Annotated in this window: 16 protein-coding genes and 1 tRNA gene; 10 read left to right on the top strand and 7 right to left on the bottom strand. The window is 68.2% G+C overall.

Annotated elements, in window-relative coordinates:
* Nucleotides 1-18 precede the first annotated feature (18 nt).
* Entirely contained in the window at nt 19-1110 is a 1092-nt protein-coding gene (locus QZV81_RS06290; protein ID WP_292834435.1) for a glycosyltransferase family 2 protein, read from the top strand.
* An 18-nt stretch (nt 1111-1128) separates the two neighbouring features.
* Here the strand turns inward: QZV81_RS06290 and QZV81_RS06285 are convergent, their stop codons facing one another.
* Genes QZV81_RS06285 through QZV81_RS06275 form a run of 3 tightly spaced genes read right to left on the bottom strand, consistent with a single transcriptional unit; the run spans nt 1129 to nt 5357 of the window.
* Complete coding sequence (locus tag QZV81_RS06285) at nt 1129-2577, bottom strand: CDP-glycerol glycerophosphotransferase family protein (protein WP_292834432.1); 1449 nt, start codon at nt 2575-2577, stop codon at nt 1129-1131.
* Complete coding sequence (locus QZV81_RS06280; RefSeq protein ID WP_292834429.1) at nt 2574-3806, bottom strand: CDP-glycerol glycerophosphotransferase family protein; 1233 nt, start codon at nt 3804-3806, stop codon at nt 2574-2576. Before QZV81_RS06280 ends, QZV81_RS06285 begins: the two co-directional genes overlap by 4 nt.
* Before the next feature lie 51 nt (nt 3807-3857).
* The gene (locus QZV81_RS06275; RefSeq protein ID WP_292834426.1) at nt 3858-5357 is read right to left on the bottom strand and encodes a trypsin-like peptidase domain-containing protein; all 1500 of its coding nucleotides are present in this window, start codon (nt 5355-5357) and stop codon (nt 3858-3860) included.
* 98 nt (nt 5358-5455) lie between these two features.
* Between QZV81_RS06275 and QZV81_RS06270 the strand changes: the two genes are divergently transcribed.
* On the top strand, nt 5456-6664 hold the full coding sequence (locus QZV81_RS06270) for an aminotransferase class I/II-fold pyridoxal phosphate-dependent enzyme (protein WP_292834492.1): 1209 nt from the start codon (nt 5456-5458) through the stop codon (nt 6662-6664).
* A 19-nt stretch (nt 6665-6683) separates the two neighbouring features.
* On the opposite strand, the gene QZV81_RS06265 is transcribed toward QZV81_RS06270, so the two are convergent.
* Nucleotides 6684-7538, bottom strand: coding sequence for a carbon-nitrogen hydrolase family protein (locus tag QZV81_RS06265; protein ID WP_292834423.1), 855 nt, complete (start codon nt 7536-7538; stop codon nt 6684-6686).
* Nucleotides 7539-7661: 123 nt separating this feature from the next.
* Between QZV81_RS06265 and QZV81_RS06260 the strand changes: the two genes are divergently transcribed.
* Nucleotides 7662-7735, top strand: a tRNA-Met gene (locus tag QZV81_RS06260).
* A gap of 52 nt (nt 7736-7787) precedes the next feature.
* On the opposite strand, the gene QZV81_RS06255 is transcribed toward QZV81_RS06260, so the two are convergent.
* The gene (locus QZV81_RS06255; protein ID WP_292834420.1) at nt 7788-8252 is read right to left on the bottom strand and encodes a MarR family transcriptional regulator; all 465 of its coding nucleotides are present in this window, start codon (nt 8250-8252) and stop codon (nt 7788-7790) included.
* Nucleotides 8253-8340: 88 nt separating this feature from the next.
* Here QZV81_RS06255 and idi point away from each other — a divergent pair, with 88 nt between their 5' ends.
* From idi to QZV81_RS06220, 7 genes are read left to right on the top strand one after another with little or no spacing between them, the layout of a single operon-like run.
* On the top strand, nt 8341-8889 hold the full coding sequence (idi, locus tag QZV81_RS06250; RefSeq protein ID WP_292834418.1) for an isopentenyl-diphosphate Delta-isomerase: 549 nt from the start codon (nt 8341-8343) through the stop codon (nt 8887-8889).
* Nucleotides 8886-9947, top strand: coding sequence for a polyprenyl synthetase family protein (locus QZV81_RS06245; protein WP_292834415.1), 1062 nt, complete (start codon nt 8886-8888; stop codon nt 9945-9947). Before idi ends, QZV81_RS06245 begins: the two co-directional genes overlap by 4 nt.
* Nucleotides 9944-10804, top strand: coding sequence for a squalene/phytoene synthase family protein (locus QZV81_RS06240; protein WP_292834412.1), 861 nt, complete (start codon nt 9944-9946; stop codon nt 10802-10804). The genes QZV81_RS06245 and QZV81_RS06240 overlap by 4 nt, the downstream gene beginning before the upstream one ends.
* Nucleotides 10801-12333, top strand: coding sequence for a phytoene desaturase family protein (gene crtI / locus QZV81_RS06235; RefSeq protein ID WP_292834409.1), 1533 nt, complete (start codon nt 10801-10803; stop codon nt 12331-12333). Before QZV81_RS06240 ends, crtI begins: the two co-directional genes overlap by 4 nt.
* Entirely contained in the window at nt 12333-12662 is a 330-nt protein-coding gene (locus QZV81_RS06230; RefSeq protein ID WP_292834406.1) for a lycopene cyclase domain-containing protein, read from the top strand. The genes crtI and QZV81_RS06230 overlap by 1 nt, the downstream gene beginning before the upstream one ends.
* Nucleotides 12659-12961: a lycopene cyclase domain-containing protein gene (locus QZV81_RS06225; RefSeq protein ID WP_292834403.1), complete on the top strand. Its 303-nt coding sequence runs from the start codon at nt 12659-12661 to the stop codon at nt 12959-12961. Before QZV81_RS06230 ends, QZV81_RS06225 begins: the two co-directional genes overlap by 4 nt.
* Nucleotides 12958-13833: a prenyltransferase gene (locus tag QZV81_RS06220; RefSeq protein ID WP_292834400.1), complete on the top strand. Its 876-nt coding sequence runs from the start codon at nt 12958-12960 to the stop codon at nt 13831-13833. Before QZV81_RS06225 ends, QZV81_RS06220 begins: the two co-directional genes overlap by 4 nt.
* Nucleotides 13834-13862: 29 nt before the next feature.
* Here QZV81_RS06220 and QZV81_RS06215 read toward each other — a convergent pair whose 3' ends face one another.
* Both QZV81_RS06215 and QZV81_RS06210 read right to left on the bottom strand, forming a co-directional pair.
* Complete coding sequence (locus QZV81_RS06215; RefSeq protein ID WP_292834397.1) at nt 13863-16760, bottom strand: UPF0182 family protein; 2898 nt, start codon at nt 16758-16760, stop codon at nt 13863-13865.
* A gap of 39 nt (nt 16761-16799) precedes the next feature.
* Nucleotides 16800-17918, bottom strand: coding sequence for a PDZ domain-containing protein (locus QZV81_RS06210; RefSeq protein WP_292834394.1), 1119 nt, complete (start codon nt 17916-17918; stop codon nt 16800-16802).
* Between the last annotated feature and the right edge of the window lie 48 nt (nt 17919-17966).

The raw sequence follows: 17966 nt of genomic DNA, 5'->3' as shown, positions 1-17966 counted from the left end.
GCATGCGATGATCAACGGATGCACGAAGACGAATCGCGGTTGCGGGATGCCGCCCCCGCCCCACCGGGGTCGGGCGTCACGTTCGTCATGCCCGTGCTCAATGAGCAGGACTACCTCGCTCGTTCCGTCGCCAGCGTGCTCGCCCAGGAGGTCGACGGCCCGCTCGAGGTGATACTCGCGCTGGGCCCGTCCACCGACTCGACCGACGCGATCGCTCGATCCCTCTCCGCAGCGGACCCGCGGGTGCGGCTCGTCACGAATCCCGCGGCCGATATCCCCGTGGGCGTCAACCGTGCGATCCGCGCCGGAATCCATCCCACCCTGGTGCGCGTCGACGCACACTCGGCTCTCGAGCCGGGCTACACCCGTCGCGCGCTCGAGACGCTCGATCGCACCCGCGCCGCCAACGTCGGCGGCGTCATGCGCGCCGAGGGCCAGTCACCGTTCCAGCGCGCGGTCGCGGCGGCGTATAACTCACGGATCGGACTCGGCGGGGGCGCGTATCATTCCGGGGCCGAGGAGGGGCCGGCCGAGTCGGCATACCTCGGGGTCATGCGTCGCGCCGTGATCGAGGAGGTGGGCCTCTTCGACGAGTCGCTCCGGCGCGGCGAGGACTGGGAGCTGAACCTCCGCATCCGTCGTGCCGGATATCGGGTCTGGTTCGACCCCGCCCTGTCGGTGACCTACTGGCCACGCGAAAGCTGGGTGCGGCTGGCCCGTCAGTTCCGCTCGACGGGGACCTGGCGGGGTGAGCTGGTGCGGCGCTACGGTCGTCGCAATTCCGTGCGGTTCTTCGCCCCGCCGGTGCTCGTGGCCGTCGCCGTGTTCGCCGTCGCGGTGGCCCTTCTGCAGCTCACCGGTGTGTTCAGCGGTGGCTGGTCTCTGGCGGCATCGATCGTCTACCTCCCGCTGCTGGCCTACGCGATCGTGGTGGTCGGATACGCGTTCTCCCCGGCCGCCGCCGCCGGCTGGCGGGAGCGAATGTGGACCCTCCTCGTGATCCCCACCATGCACCTGGCCTGGGGTGTCGGGTTCCTCATCGGCACGGTGCGCGGTGCACGCGAGAACATCGACACGTCACGGCTCAGGCGCAACACCCCGCTCCCCTGACCGGGGGCAGCGACGCCGTCATCCCCGATCGACGAACCCCTGGTCCAGAATGCGCGCCACGACGCGCTCGGCGGCGTGTCCATCGTCGCGACTGTTGAAACGTTCCTGCCAGTCGAGATAGCGGTCACGGTAGCGAGTCGGCACCTCGGCATCCGCCAGCTGCGCCTCCAGCTCGTCCTGACTGGTGGCGATCGGCCCCGGGGCATGGTCGGCCAGATCGAAGTAGAAGCCACGCAACTCGCCACGATAGTGATCGATGTCCGGCGCGAAGAAGTAGATCGGCTTGCCCGTCACCGTGTAGTCGAACATCACCGAAGAGTAATCGGTGATGAGAGCATCGGCCACGAGCAGCAGCTTTGAAACATCGGGATACGCCGTGACGTCGATCACCCGCTCGCCCTGCACGTCGGAGCCGGGGAGCAGTGTGCGGGAGTGTCCGCGCACGAGCACCGTCGCACCGGTCGCATCAGCCAGTCGGGACAGATCCAAGAAGTCGACGATCTGATCGCGGTCGTCGCGCCAGGTTGGCGCATACAGAATGACGCGTTCCCGGGCTGACAGTCCCAAGGCCATCCGGGTCGCTGCCGCGTCTCCCGTGATCAACACATCGTTGCGCGGGTAGCCTTCGACCCAGATCGGGCGTCGGAGAAAGGCGTATGCCCTTCGCAGCATGCGCCCTGCGTAGGGGTTCTGGGCCAGCAGCACGTCCCAACGCCTCCCCTCACGGAAGACCGCTGCCATGCGGCGCGGATCGAAACCCGGTCGGTGCAGGGCCAGCTTCTTCAGCGGCGTCCCGTGCCACGTCTGCAGCACGACCTGACCGCCCCGGCGCGCGAAACGTCGGTGCAGCCAATCGTTGACGACGAGCAGCCGCGCGGACCCGCGCGCACGCCACCAGTCCGGGCTCCCCTCGATGACCGCGATCGCACCCTCCGGTACATCGACCGACAAATCGATCACGCTCCAGTAGCGGCGAACGCCGGGGGCGACACGCGCGAGTTCCCGATCAACGGCACGCGGATTGCACGACGCGTTGCGACCATAGAAGCTCTCGAAGAAGACGGCGTTCTCCAGCTCCGTCGGACGCGTCGCGTAACGGCGCTCGAGCGCGTCCTGCCCTTCCCCCGAGTCGTAGGCCGGATCGATGGGCGGCCCGACGGTGAGGACGCCACCGGTCAGCGTCGCCCGGAGGACCGGCGTCATGGTGAGCGGAACAGACGCCGTCGCCGCGCCGGGAGCGCCGTTGACGATGAGCCGGTAATCGCCCGACGGCAGCGGGCGGGCGTTCCCGCCCCAGCGAGCGGCGTAGAGCGGCAGCGACGCATGCCAGCCGGGGCCGTCGATCTCGACGTCCGCGCGCACGGCGGCGCGACGCCCCGTGAGTCCGACATCGGCGGGAGCCGCGCCCGCGCCGGCCAGTACGAGCATCGGCACGGTATCCACCTCAATACGAGCTGTGAGCGTCATCGTTCTCTCTCCATCGCTGCGCGGATCCGAGCGTAGACCCGGGCCGTGTTCCGCCCGTCCGAGAACGCGTGTACGCCGGCGCTCAGCCGCGCAGACCGCCCGACCAGCGCCGCACGGTGCTCCTCATCGGTCAGGAGGCGGCGCAGATCGACGATGACGCTCTCCCAGTCGCGCGCAGGGTCCGCGCCGGCGACCTCCGCATACGTGCCGTAGAACCCTCGGCGGGCGGTGTAGTCGTCGAGGTCCGGTGCGAAGAAAACCGTCGGCAACGGGACCAGGGCGGCGTCGAACGCGAGCGACGAGTAGTCCGTCACCAGCGCGTCCATCCCGGGGAGCAGCGGCGTGACATCGGCGATGAGGTCGCTGCCGAGCGCACGAACACGACGGGTGGTGTCACGCGGTTTGTAATCGCCGGCACCGAGGGGATGCGACCGGACCAGGAGCACGGCATCCGTCTCTTCCAGAAGCGCAGTGATCTTCTCCCATTGCTCAGCCGTCGGGATGGCCGGATCCGGCGCTCCGTCCCGCCAGGTCGGCGCATAGAGGATCCGGCGGATGCCGGGTTCGTCCGGACCGAGAACAGCCGTCAGTGCGGAGAGCGCGTTTCGGCGCCGCTCCGCCGCGGTTCCGCGAGAAAGCACGTCCACGCGGGGTTCCCCCGTGACGGGGACCCGGTCTTCGGCCAGGCCGAAGGCCGACTCGAGCCGACCCCGCACGAGCTCCGACGCAGCGGGAAGGATGCGGATACGCGCCTGCGTGCGCCGATAAAGAGCGCGAAGGACCCCGTCGAGAGCAGGCAGCGGGCTCTGCGTCGTGACGGGCGAATCAAGACCTATCCGCTTGAGGGGGATGCCGTGCCACAACTGCGCGATGACGCCCCCGGTCGCCGCGTACCGGTTGACGTCGCCGAATCCGTGCGTGACGACGATCACCCGTGCTCGCGCAGTGAGCCAGAACCCTCGCCAGGATCCCTTCGGGACCGAGGGAATCCCGCGCCGCGCCGCCTCGGCGGCGTCGCGGGTTCCTCCCGTCAGCCAGATCGCGGCATCGCCCTCGGCGACAGCATGCTGCCACAGCGCCCAGGCACCGTCGGTGATGCCCACCGCGCATCCGAAGACCCACAGATCACGACCGCGCGGAACCACCGCGGTCACCAGCCGTCCACCCGCATACAACGGCATGCGCAGAAGCTTTCCGGCGTTGCCGGCGTCGAAGGAGAAGGACGCCACCCGGCGAGCCTATCGCGCGGGTGACGTCCTTCTCGTGGGGAGACTCGTCTCCTACGGAGTGAGCTCACCCAGGGTCACATCCACCGAGAGGGTCTTGCCGTCCCGGAGGTACACGAGCTCTGCGGAGCTGCCGGCGGCGAGCGCGCGCACTTGCGCCGTCAGGTCGGTCGCATCGGTGACCGGGTACCCATTGAACGACGTCACGACGTCGCCCGCCCTCAGCCCGGCGTCTGCGGCTGCTCCTCCGGAGGTCACCTCGCTGATGTACGCACCGGCCGTCGTCGCGTTCTCCTGCGCCGCAGCGTCCCCGACCATCGCGCCGAGCAGCCCATGCGTGGCCGTGCCATCGGCGATGAGTTCATCGGTGATGCGCTCGACGATGTTCGAGGGAATCGAGAAGCCCACGCCGATCGAGCCGGACTCGCTCGAGCTCGCGCCGGCCGCCGTCGCAATGGCGACGTTGATGCCGATGAGCTTGCCTTCACCGTCCACGAGCGCGCCGCCCGAGTTGCCCGGGTTGATGGCCGCGTCAGTCTGAATCACCGCGATCGAGATGGAACCCGCCCCTGCCGACGGCGACTGGCCCTGGCCGTAGTCGAACTGGAAGGGCGACCGGCGGTCTCCGTTGTTCTGCTGATCCTGCGCGTCGCCTTCCGGAGCCGCCGAGGACGCGATCTGGATCGAACGGTTCAGCGCACTGACGATCCCGGTCGTCACGGTGTTCGACAGTCCCAGCGGCGCCCCGACAGCAACCGTCTGATCGCCGACGTTGAGGTTCGACGAATCACCGAACTCGATCGGGGTGAGCCCCGTCGCGTCGGTCAGCTTGATGACGGCGAGGTCGTAGGTCGGATCGGTGCCGACGATCTCAGCCGCGTAGACCTTCCCTTCGGAGGTCGTGACGCTGAGTGCCGCATCGGAGGACGCGCCGTCGAGCGTCACGACGTGCGTGTTGGTGACGATGTAGCCGTCGCTCGTCAGGATCACACCCGAACCGGTCCCGCCCGACGAGCCCGACGACGCCGAGATCGTCACGACGCTCGGGAGCACCTTTGCGGCGATCGCGGTGGTCTGGTTGACGGAATCGCTGTTGTTCACCGTCACGGCGCCGGCTCCCGAGGTCACGACGGTCTGCGCCTGCGGGAAGAACGATGCGCCCGCGGAGGCGACACCGAGCCCCGCCGCGCCGCCGACCAGGGCAGCGGCGACCATGATGCCGACGATCTTGCCGGCGCCGACCTTGCCCGAGGCCCCGCCGTCGGGGGCCGGCGGTTGGTCGGATGAGACCCGCGCGGCCGCGTATGGCGACGTCGGGGCTGTCCCGTGGGGCGAGGTGGGTGTGGAGCCGTAACCCGGGTGGGCCGGCTCCACCCGCTCGGGCGCCGTGTAGGGGGCCGTTGTCTCATAAGGCGCGGGCGCGGGCGCGGGCAACGGCGGAACCGGCGGGACGACCACACCGGGTGGCACTGCCGCATCGGCGGCGGGGGCAGTCCCCTGGGCCCCCGGCTGGCCGTCGAGCGGCTGATCGGTGGAGGGCGTGTTGTCATTCATCTGTTTCCTTCTTCCCAAGACCTCTTCAGGATGCCCCCTGATTCTGTGTGTTGCTTATGCCCGCACCCCGACCGGGCTATGCATGTAACGTGAGCGGAATGCGAGAGATCCCCGGTGCCTGGCGCCGCGCGGCATCCGGGGCCGGCCTACTGGACGCGCACGGCACCGTGACGCCGACGATCTTCGCGGAGATGTCCGCGCTCGCGGATCGCACGGACGCGATCAACCTGGGCCAGGGCTTCCCCGATCAGGACGGTCCGGCCGAGGTGATGGAGGCGGCTCGCGCGGCGATCTCAGCGGGTGTCAATCAGTACCCGCCGGGCCGTGGCATGCCGGTGCTGCGGGAGGCGATCGCGGCGCATCAGCACCGCTTCTACGGCCTGGATGCGGATCCCGACCGTGAGGTCCTCGTGACCGCCGGTGCGACCGAGGCGCTCGCCGCGACCCTCCTCGCACTGATCGAGGGTCCGGACGACGAAGTCGTCGTCTTCGAGCCCTACTACGACGCCTACGCGGCGATCGTGGCTCTCGCCGGCGCGACGCTGGTCCCGGTCCCCCTGTCCTGGCCGACATTTCAGCCGGACGTCGAGGCGCTCGCGCGCGCGGTCACCGATCGCACACGGCTGATCCTCGTCAACGATCCGCACAACCCCACAGGCGCGGTGTTCTCGGCGGAGGTGCGTGCCGAGATCGTTCGACTTGCGGAGCGACACGACGCGATCATCGTGACCGACGAGGTCTACGAGCATCTCGTCTTCGACGCGCAGCACGTGCCGATCGCGACGCTTCCGGGAGCCGCCCAGCGCACGGTATCGATCTCATCGGCTGGCAAGACCTTCTCGATGACAGGGTGGAAGATCGGCTGGATCACTGCTCCCGCGGACCTCGTGACCGCGATCCTCGCGGTCAAGCAGTTCCTCACCTACGTCAGCGGCAGCCCGTTCCAACCGGCGATCGCCGTGGGTCTCGGGCTCCCCGACGCGTTCTTCACCGGGATCGCGGCCACGCTGCGCGTCAAGCGCGACGTGCTGGGCGCCGGTCTGAGCGCCGCCGGGTTCGACGTGTCCGCTCCGGCGGGTTCATACTTCACGATCGCGGACGCCGCACCTTTCCTCGCGAGCGGCATGGATGCCGGCGACTTCTGCCGCGGTCTCCCGGCACGTACGGGAGTCGTCGCCATCCCGCTGACGGCATTCGCAAGCCCGTCCCGCGCCGCGCCGTACCGAACGCTGGTCCGCTTTGCCGCGTGCAAACGCGTCGAAGTCCTCGATGAGGCATCTCGCCGCCTCGCCACGCTCACGCGGTGACTCGACGTCGTCGGGTGACTCAGGCGCGCGGATGAACGCCGAAGCGTCGAAGCTCGAGTGCCGGATTGACCAGGCGCACGCGCGCGACCGACTCGGCATCCAGCCAGGCCACGGCGATGTCACGATCGATGCCGACGCCGGCGATCTCGATGCCCTGCGGGTCGACGATCATCGACGCGCCGACGCCGACGGGCGGCGGGTGATCGGCCGCAGCCACGTACAGGGTGTTTTCGATCGCTCGTGCGTGCAGCAGCGTGCGCCAGTGATGCTCCTTGAGCGGCCCCCGCACCCATTCGGCGGCAACGAGCACGACGTGTGCACCGGCATCGGCGAGAGTCCGCGCGACCTCGGGGAACCGGAGGTCGTAGCAGGTCATCAGGGCGAAACGGATGCCGGCGAGCTCGAAGGTCTCCGGCGCGCCGATCTCACCCGGCTCCACCCAATCGGACTCGCGCTGTCCGAACGCGTCGTAGAGGTGCAGCTTCCGATAGGTCGCCCTCACGCCGTCGCCGTCGACGGCGACGACGGCGTTGCGCACGCGCCCACCATCGGGTGAGCGCTCGAGCAGACCGGCCACGACGACAGCGTCGTTCGCGGCCGCGATCCGGCACAGGCCCTGCGTGAACCGGCCGCCGACATCCTCGGCGTGGGCTGCGAGGCCCTCATCGAAGGGCTGGACGAAATAGCTCGAGTATTCGGGGAAGAGCACGACCCGGGCGCCGCGCGCAGCCGCGCGCGCCGTGAGTTCCTCGATCGTCTGGAGGTTCGCCTCGCGGTCCGACGTCGGTGCGAACTGTGCGACGGCGACCCCGATGCCGGTCACGGCCTGTCCCGCATCCGCCGAACGCGGCAGATCATGATCCCGACTCGTCATCGCCCGGTGTGCGCACACGTGTGTCGAAGGGGGATGCCATGCCCTCATCCTCGCGCGCCCACCTGCGCATCGGCAACCGCGAGGGACGCAACGCCTAGGCCGTGCTAGAGTGGTTCTTTGTGACGCGGGGTGGAGCAGCTCGGTAGCTCGCTGGGCTCATAACCCAGAGGTCGCAGGTTCAAATCCTGTCCCCGCAACGAAAGAAGGGCCCTTGGTCGGGAAATATCCTGATCAAGGGCCCTTCCACTTTCACGGAGAGCGCGTCTCGGTCAGCGCGGCGGACATGTCCGCCAGGAAGCGGACGATCGCCCGCAGCTCATCATCGGTGAACTCGGTCATCCCGTGCCGCATCCGAACCAGGCGCTCCCCGAAGTGGCGATAGAAGTCCGCGCGCGCGACATCGGTGAGCACCACGATGCGAGCACGTCGATCCCTCGGATGCGGGCGACGCTCGACGTGGCCGCTCCTGCTCAGGCGATCGAGGAGCTTCGTGGTCGACGCCGTCGAGATAGACAGGTGCTTGGCGATGTCCTGCGGCTGGACGACCGCCGCAGACCGTTCACGCATGATCAGCATGCGCAACGCCGCGACGTCGGTCGCGTTCATACCCATCTCGCCGCGTAGGCTACCCTTCATCTGGTCCAACGCATCGCTGAAGACCTGCACGGCCTCCAGTGCCCCGAGGACGAGAAGCCCGCGCTCGTCGGCGGGCATCCCGCGCTTCTGCACCGTTGGACACCCCCCGGTTTCGTTGGGTAGCATTTCCGACATCGCTAGATAAACTAGCGAACAAGGAGGAAAGATGACAGACCTGGACCTGGTGGTGCTGCTCGACGACAGTGGCAACGAGATCGGCACTGCTCCGAAGTCCAGCGTCCACGGCAGCGACACCGCTCTTCATCTCGCCTTCTCCTGCCACGTGCTCAACGACGATGGCAACGTGCTCGTGACGCGACGCGCACTGTCGAAGAAGACCTGGCCTGGCGTGTGGACCAACTCCTTCTGCGGTCATCCGCGCCCCGCGGAACCCGTCGCGACGGCCGTTCATCGCCACGCCGGGCATGAACTCGGACTGTCGCTCCGCGGCCTCGAGCTGGCGCTCCCCCTCTTCCGGTATCGCGCGATCGATGCCGACGGCACCGTCGAGAACGAGCTGTGCCCGGTCTACGTCGCCTACGCCGACGAAGAGCCGCGACCGAACCGCGCCGAGGTCATCGAGTCACGCTGGGTCGATCCGGCCGATCTCGCCACAGCGCTGACTTCGACCCCGTGGGCGTTCAGCCCGTGGCTCGTGCTGCAGTCCGAGCAGATGCACCTCTTCGATGCCCCCCGCCTGCGGCGCGCGTCATGATCACTCTCCCCCTGGACAGCGCTGCCCTCGTCGACAGCGCGATCGAGCGGAGCCTCGAGCGCCTGAGTTCCCGTGGCGCACGCTACTCACGGTCTCTCGACGAGCTGGTGCGGGCCACGGCGCACGCCGCGGACGGAGGCAAGAGGTTCCGCCCCGCACTCGTCGTCGCATCCTTCCGCGCCTTCGGTGGCAACACGGACGACCTTCCGGCCATCTGGGATGTGGCAGCGGCGTTCGAGCTGCTGCACACGGCATTCGTCATCCACGACGACGTCATCGACCGTGACGTCGAACGTCGCGGTGTGCCCAATGTCTCGGGCAGCTTTCGCCAGCGGGGCGAAGACGCCGGCGCCGCCCCCGCCAACGCGATCCTGCTCGGTAGCGCCGCCGGGGTGCTGGCCGGCGATCTGCTGCTCTTCGAGACCGTGCGCCTCATCGCGGCGGCCCCGCTGAGCTCCGCGCATCGCGATGGGCTGCTGGACCTCGTCGACGACGCCGTCCTGCGCTCGGCGGGAGGTGAACTGCGCGACGTCGAACATGCGATTCTTCCGAGCTTCCCGGATGCCGACGAACTGCTCTCCACGGCATATGAGAAGACAGCCGTGTACTCGTTCGAGGCGCCGATCGCCGCCGGCGCTCTTCTGGCGGGCGCGTCGTCGGCGCAGCGCGCCCAGGTCAGTGACGCGGCGGGCCGACTCGGACTGGCATTCCAGCTGGTCGATGACCTCATCGGCACCTTCGGATCGCCCGCACAGGCGGGACGCGCAGCGGGGGCTGACCTGCGCGAATCGAAACGAACGACTCTCATCGCTCTCGCCCAGCGCTCGCCCGACTGGGCTCGCGTGAGCGTCGCGCTCGACCTGGCCCCCACGGGCCCCATCGCGATCCGTCGGGCACAGGAAGAACTCACCTCCAGCGGCGCACGCTCGGCACTCGTCGATCTGATCTCCTCGATGATCGGGCAGGCGCGCATCGTCGCCGCCGATCCGCTCCTGCCCGCTCCGGCCGTGGAGCTGCTGGCCGGCATCGCCGATCGCATCGAGAAGCGGATGCCGTGACCACGTCTCTCCCCACCTACTCCCGGGCAGCGGTCGAAGCCGCCGCCACCGTCATCGGGGTGTACTCGACATCCTTCGGCCTCGCCGTGCGTCTGCTCGGACCACGCCCCCGGCCGCACATCCGCACCGTGTACGCCCTCGTCCGGATCGCCGACGAGGTCGTCGACGGTGCCGCCGCCGAGGCGGGCCTCGATCCCGCCGACATTCGCCGCGTCCTCGACGAGCTCGAAGCGGAAACCCTCGCAGCGCTGGCGCGCGGTTTCAGCACGAACGTCGTGGTGCATTCCTTTGCCCGCACAGCGCGCGAGTGCGGCATCGGGCCGGACCTCGTCCGACCGTTCTTCGCGTCCATGCGCACCGATCTCGATGTGACGGCGCACGATTCGGCTTCTCACGATTCGTATGTCTACGGTTCCGCCGAAGTCGTCGGACTCATGTGTCTGCAGGTGTTCCTCAACGCCGGATCGACCCGGCCACAGCAGCCGGCTGCCGACCTCGTCACCGGTGCCAGGCGGCTGGGTGCCGCGTTTCAGGACATCAACTTCCTGCGCGATCACGCGGCCGACGCCGACGTCCTCGGCCGTGACTACCTGGGGATCGATGGCCGTTCGGTCACGCGCGACGACGTGCTGGACCGCATAGAGGGCGACCTCGCCGTCGCCAACGCCGTCATCAGCTCACTCCCCGCGGATTGCCGCCGCGCCGTGAGCTCGGCGCACGATCTGTTCGCCGAGCTCACGCAGCGGCTGCGCCGTACGAGCGACCCGGGCGTGCGCGTGCGCGTGCCGGGGATCGCGAAGGCGGCGATCGTCGCACGTGCCGCCGTCGCGGCCGGCCCGAGACGGGTCGGCGCATGAACGCCGTCGTCATCGGCGGCGGGATCGCCGGTCTCGCCACCGCGGCGCTCCTGGCTCAGGAGGGCGGGGACGTCACACTCGTCGAAGGTCGAGACGAAGTGGGCGGACGCGCGGGCTCCTGGGAGCAGGACGGGTTCCGCTTCGACACCGGGCCCAGCTGGTACCTCATGCCCGAGGTCTTCGAGCGGTTCTTCGAGCTGCTCGGGACGACGGCTGACGCCGAACTCGATCTCGCCCCGCTGACGCCGGCGTACCGGGTCTATGCCGAGCCGTCCGGCGGCGGACCGGGCGAGCGAGTGGATGTCGTCAGCGGGCGCGCATCGGTGCGCGCACTTTTCGAACAGCGAGAACCCGGTGCGGGCGACCGAATCGAGGACTACCTGGATTCGGCGGGAGAGGCGTACGACCTCGCCGTCACGCGCTTCCTGTACGACTCGTACGCGACCACCGCGGGCCTCCGGGATCGCGAGCTACTCCGGCGCCTCCCGCAGCTGGCGCCCCTCCTGACCCGGTCACTCTCGCGCCACATCGAACGCCGGTTCGCCGACCCCGTCCTCCAGCAGATCCTCGGCTATCCCGCGGTGTTCCTCGGCGGCTCCCCGTATGAACTGCCGAGCCTGTACCACCTCATGAGCCACCTCGACCTGACGCAGGGCGTGCTGTACCCGGCGGGCGGGTTGATCGAGGTCATCAGCGCAATCGAGCGTCTCGCGCGGTCCGCGGGCGTCACCGTGCGCACCGGTGCTCCGGTCGCACGGATCATCACCGCCGGGCGTCGCGCGACGGGCGTCGCGCTGGAGTCGGGAGAGGTCATCCACGCCGACCTCGTCGTCTCCACCGCCGACCTCCACCACAGCGAGACCGCGCTCCTCCCGCCGAAGCTGCAGACGTACCCCCAGCGCTGGTGGGACTCCCGGACGCCGAGCCCGGGGGCGCTGCTCGTGCTGCTCGGCGTCGAGGGCGAATTGCCCGAGCTCGCCCACCACACGCTCCTGTTCACGCGCGAGTGGTCGAAAGGGTTCGACGCCATCTTCGGAGACGACCCGCGCATCCCCGACCCGGCATCCCTGTATGTGTGCACTCCGAGCGTCACCGATGCGACCGTCGCGCCGCAAGGCTCCTCCAACGTCTTCATGCTGGTTCCGATCCCCGCTGATCCGTCGATCGGGCGGGGCGGCATCGACGGCACGGGCGATCCGCGCGTCGAGCAGGCGGCCGATCGGGCGATCGACCAGCTTGCGCGATGGGCAGGGATCCCGGATCTCGCTGCGCGCATCCGGGTGCGCCGGACCATCGCACCCGGAGACTTCGAGCATGACCTGCACGCGTGGCGCGGCAACTCGCTCGGTCTCGCGCACACGCTTCGCCAGAGTGCGATGTTCCGCCCCAAGAATGTGTCTCGCCGTGTCTCTGGCCTCTACTACGCGGGGGGCTCGGCCCTCCCCGGAATCGGGCTGCCGATGTGTCTCATCTCGGCGGAGCTGGCCCTGGAGCGGATTCATCGCGACCGACCGGCCGCCGGCAGCTGATGCCGGGCCTCTACCTCCTCGCGATCCTCGTGTCCGCGTCGGGCGTAGCCGCTCTCGACGCGCGCCACCGACTCGCATTCTGGGATCGCCCCGTCCGTGCCGGACTGGCAGTCCTGGCGGGCACGGTGCTGCTGCTCGCATGGGACATCGCGGGTATCGCAGCGGGTGTCTTCGTCAAAGGGGACAGCGCCCTGCTCCTCGGCATCGATCTCGCGCCTCACCTGCCCCTGGAGGAGCCGTTCTTCCTGGCCTTTCTCTGTCAGCTCGCCCTGACGCTCTGGGCCGCCGCAGAGCGTCGAAGCACGCGCCGGCGAGAGGGGATGCCGTGACCTACGCTCTGCTGATCGTGCCGTTCGCAGCGGTGACGATCCTCGTGACACTCGCCACCGCACGGCGGGCCGACTTCGGCCACCGCATGGGTTCGTCCGCGATCGCGGCACTCGCGCTGTGCGTGCTCACCGCGATCTTCGACAACATCATGATCGCTCTGGGTCTGTTCACCTACCCGCCCGAGCACCTCTCGGGGATCCGCGTGGGCCTCGCCCCGCTCGAGGATTTCTCGTACCCCGTGTGCGCGGCCTTCTTCGTGCCCGCTGTCTTCACCCTGCTGAGCCGGCGGCGCGCATGAGCCGGCCGGGTCTGCTCGGCCAGCTCATCGTCTCTTCGCGACCGGTGAGCTGGATCAACACGGCCTACCCGTTCGCGGCCGCCTACCTGCTCTCGACCCACCAGGTCGATCTCACCCTCATCATCGGGACCGTGTTCTTCCTGATTCCCTACAACCTGGCGATGTACGGGATCAACGACGTCTTCGACTACGAGTCTGACCTGCACAACCCCCGAAAGGGCGGCGTGCAGGGCGCGGTGCTCGACCGCAGCCTGCACCGCGCCATGCTCTGGGCGGCAGCCCTGGCGTGCCTGCCGTTCGCTGTGTACCTCGTCGCGGTCGGCGGACCCCTCTCCTGGATCGTCCTGGCCGCGAGCCTCTTCTTCGTGGTGTTCTACAGTGCCCCGCCGCTGCGTCTGAAAGAGCGGCCATTCGCCGATTCGCTGACCAGCAGCATCCACTTCTTCTCCCCCGCGGTCTATGGGCTGATCCTCGGCGGCGCGCGCGGCGACAGGTCACTGGTCCTCCTGATCATCGCGTTCGCGCTCTGGGGCATCGCCTCCCACGCGTTCGGCGCGGTTCAGGACGTCGTGGCCGACCGAGAAGCCTCCATCGCGTCGATCGCGACCGCTCGCGGAGCACGGTGGACCGTGCGTTTCTCGCTCGCCTGCTACACAGCGGCAGGGCTCACGATGCTCGGCGTCACCTGGCCCGGACCGCTGGCGGCCCTGGCCGTCCTCCCCTACCTGATCGCCGTGTGGCCCTACCGCGACCTCGACGATGCCGAAGCGGCGCGCGCCACGACCGGCTGGCGCCGATTCCTCTGGATCAACCAGCTTTCCGGGTTCATTGTGACCCTCCTGCTGATCTGGTGGTGGCAGCTCACCGCGTGAGCCGTCACCACCACATCAGCGGGGAACGGTCACTCGCCCGAGAGCGAGAGGAGCTGGGTGACGGCCGCCGTCAGACGGGCATCAGCTTCCGCGAAGGCAGTCAGGTCTCCGGCCTTCAGCGCCGCATCACGGTCGAGCATCGCCTGCTGAGCATCGGCCAGCGCGGCTTGGAAAGCGACGTCCGTGGTGGTCGATCCGCCGCCGGTCGCATCTCCCGGGGCGCTGGACTCACTCGGCGCGGGAGTCGGTGTGGCGCCGCCGTCGCCGGCTTCGGCGCCGGAATAGCCGCCGAAGAGCGTGTCCAGCGCCCCCTGCAGGGTGTCCTCGAAGGCAACCTCATTGCCGAACGCGACCAGAACCTTCTGCAGCGTCGGCAGCTTCGTCGAACCCGACGACTGCACGAACACCGGTTGCACGTAGAGCAGGCCGCCGCCCACCGGGAGCGTGAGCAGGTTTCCGTTGAGCACCTCGGACTGGCCCTGCTTGAGGATGTTGATGAACGCCGACACATCCGGATCCGCATCGAACGTGTTCTGCACCTGACCGGGGCCGGGAACGGGTGTTTCGGCGTTGATCTCCAGCATCTGAAGCTTCCCGTAGGTGTCGCTTCGGACACCGTCTGCGGCGCCGGCATCCGAGTCCACCGACAAGTACCCCATCAGGACGTTTCGCGTGTCCTCACCGCCCGGGATGAACGTCGTGAACATGGAGTAGGTCGGCGCGTCCTGCCCGGGCATCTTCATCGTCAGGTAATACGGCGGCTGCAGCACGTCAGTCTTGGAGACCGGATCGTTCGGCGTCTTCCACGCGTTGTCACGCTGATAGAACGACTGCGCATCGTCGACATGGTACGTGCCGAGCATCGCTCGCTGCACCTTGAACAGGTCGGTCGGGTACCGCACGTGGCTCATCAGATCGCCGCTCATGTCACTGATCGGCTTGAGCGTCGACGGGTAGACCTTCTGCCATGCCTGAAGCAGCGGGTCGGTCTCATCCCACGCGTAGAGCGTGACCGAGCCGTCATACGCGTCGACCGTGGCCTTGACGGAGTTGCGAATGTAGTTGACGTCGTCCAGCGCTACACGAGGCGCCGTGTTGGTCGTGTCGCTGATCGCGTCCCGCAGACTCACGATCGACGAGTACGGGTAGTCGGCGCTCAGCGTATAGCCGTCGACGATCCAGACGATCCGTCCGTCCACGACCGACGGATACGGGTCGTTGTCGAGCTCCAGGTACGGCGCGACCTTCTGCACGCGCGTGACGGGATCACGGTCGTAGAGGATCTGGGACTCGTCATTGATCCCCTCCGAGAACAGGATGTCGGTCGACTGGAACTTCAGCGAGTAGATCAGCCGGTTGAAGATGCTGCCGACCATCGGTCCGCCGTCGCCCGTGAAAGTGGTCTTGGTCTGGGCCGCTCCGTCTTCCCCGCGGGGGTAGTCGAGCTCGATGCTCCCGGTGCCCTCCGGTGCGCCGACGATCGAGTAGGCAGGCGACGTCTCGCCGAAGTACACCCGCGGCTCATACTTCTCACCGTTGGTCAGGTCGCCCATCGTCGGGATGCCGCGTTCCACGAACACCGGGTTGCCGTCGGCGGTGCGCTCATTTCCCTTGGCCGCGACCATGCCGTACCCGTGGGTGTACACGAGTGTCGTGTTGTACCACGATGCCGCCTGTCCGAGCTGCTCGAGGTTGAGCTCCCGCACCGAGACGACGGTGTCTTGAGACTCGCCCTCGATCTTGTAGCGGTCGACGTCCAGCGGATCCGTGAACTGGTAGTACGAGCGGTACTGCTCGAGCTGGCGAACGGTCGGCGAGATGATCGCTGGATCCATGATGCGGATCGACGCGGTCGTGTCGGCGTCGGCGCGCAACTGGCCGGGCTCAGCGTCCGTCACGGCTTGGAAGTCGCTCTTCTCAAGCCCATCGATCCCGTACGCCTTCTGCGTCGCGTCGATGTTGCGCTGGTAGAACTCGCTCTCCAGCGTCTCCTGATTGGGGCGCACCTGGATGTTGGAGAGGACCCAGGGGTACGCGACGCCGACGACGAGCGCCGAGACGATCAGCAATCCCGTGCCGATGAGCGGGAAGCGCCAGCGTCCGATGATCGCCGTGACGAAGAAGAGCGCAGCGACGATGATGGCCGCCACCGTAAGGATCGTCAGCCCCGGGATGATCGCGTGTACGTCGACATACGTCGCGCCCGTGATGCGCTCACTCTGCTGCGTCAGCGTCTTGTACCGATCGAGCCACAGGCTCGCCGCCTGCAGCAGCATGTAGAGCCCGGCGATGATGGCGAGCTGAATACGGGCGGGCTTGGAAATGCGCAACTCGCCCTTGCCGACGCGGATCGACCCGTAGAGGTAGGTCACCAGCACCGTGACGACGAGGCAGACGAGGATCACGGCCGACGCGAAGCCCAGCACCGAGGTGAAGAACGGCAGGGAGAACAGGTAGAAGCCGGTGTCCATCTGGAACTGCGGATCGAGTTCCCCCGAATCGACCCGATTCATCCAGAGCCACGCGGTCTCCCACTGTGCGGACGCGGCGAATCCGGCGAACAAGCCGAAGAAGATCGGAATGCCCCACATGGCCAGGCGACGCAGCGGCTCCACGACTTCCTGGTAGTGGTCGAGCTGTGAGCTCAGACGTGCGTAGACGGGCCTGAGCCCGTACCCGAGCTGGATCGCCAGGAACACCGGCACGGCCATCGCGACGAAGCCGACGAGGAACATCACCACGCGAGCCGTCCACTGCGTCCACAGCACACCCTCGAAACCGAGCTGGTCGAACCAGAGCCAATCGGCGTAGAGGCTCGCGAAGATGAAGAACACCACCACGACAACCGCGATCACCGCGATCGTGATGCCGATCGCGCGGCGGAATGGATTGGGCGTGGCCTGTGTCGGCGCTGAAGGCGTGGTCACCCCTCCATCCTAGGCGCGTCCCACCCGACCCGGGCTCCGTCAGCGGCACGTGGGGAGCGAGTCCAGGTCCGCGCTGTCGCGGATCGCGGCGAGCACGGCGAGCGAATCATCCAGGTCCGCGACCGAGAAGACGCGCAGGCCGGACGGAATGTATCCGACGACCTCGTCGCAATTGCTCTCCGGGGCGAGGAAGAAGTCGGCGCCGGCGCCGAGGGCGCCGTGCATCTTCTGGCGGATGCCGCCGATCGCGCCGATCGCGCCGGACGCATCGATCGTGCCCGTGCCGGCGATGTTCTCACCGCCGTTGAGCTCGCCCGGAGTGAGCGTGTCCATGATGCCGAGTGCAAACATCTGACCGGCGCTCGGGCCGCCGACGTCGTCCAGCTGGATGGTCACGTCGATCGGAAAATCGTAGTCATGCAGGGTGGAGATCCCCACGAGCCACACCGACTCGCCGTCGACGATCGACTGCCTGGGCGTCACGGTCTCGGTCAGCGGCTGGCCGTCACGATCGATCGTCAGCTCGATGGGCGCTCCGTCGGCGGAATTGATGATGTCTCGAAGTTCGGCCGTATCGGCGACGGGGATACCGTCCGCCGCGCGGACGATGTCATCGGGCTGCAGCAGCCCCCGCGCAGCCGAGTCCTCCGTGAGCGAGTAGACCCGTACCATCGCCTTCACGTCGTAGCCGAGCTCTGTCAGCGCCGCGGCCGTCGCCTCCTTCTGTGAGTCGACCATCATGACGGCGCTCTCCTGGTTGCGCTCGTCGGTGCTCTGTCCCTGTGGAAAGACATCGTCCAGAGGCAGAACGGCCCGCGACGAGTCGAACCACGCCATGGCGAGTTCGAACCAGGTAGGTGTGCGCTCGCGGTTGCCCAGGACCTGCACGGTCAGCAGATCCAGCGTCCCGGCGGTCGGATACGTGTCCGCGCCGTCGACGCTGATCAGCGGCACCTCGTCGCCGTCGGCGCCGGTCACGGTCCCGAGCGTGTTGAAGACGGGGCCGGGCTGCTGGATCACGAACGAACTGGGCAGGAAGGTGAGCGCCAGCAGCGCGACCAGAGCCACCGTGAGCGCCCAGATGCCGGCCAGGGTGCCGCGCCGCACGCGCCGCCGCGGGGCCGGGACGATCGTCGAGTTCTCATCGAACAGTGCCACGGAGAGAGCCTTCCTGGCCGGCCGTTCGCGACCGGCGTACACGCGAGA

This window comes from Microbacterium sp., assembly GCF_011620665.1.
Lineage (GTDB): Bacteria > Actinomycetota > Actinomycetes > Actinomycetales > Microbacteriaceae > Microbacterium.
The sequence above is the reverse complement of the archived record's forward strand: the minus strand, read 5'-3'. Positions and strand labels throughout refer to the sequence as shown.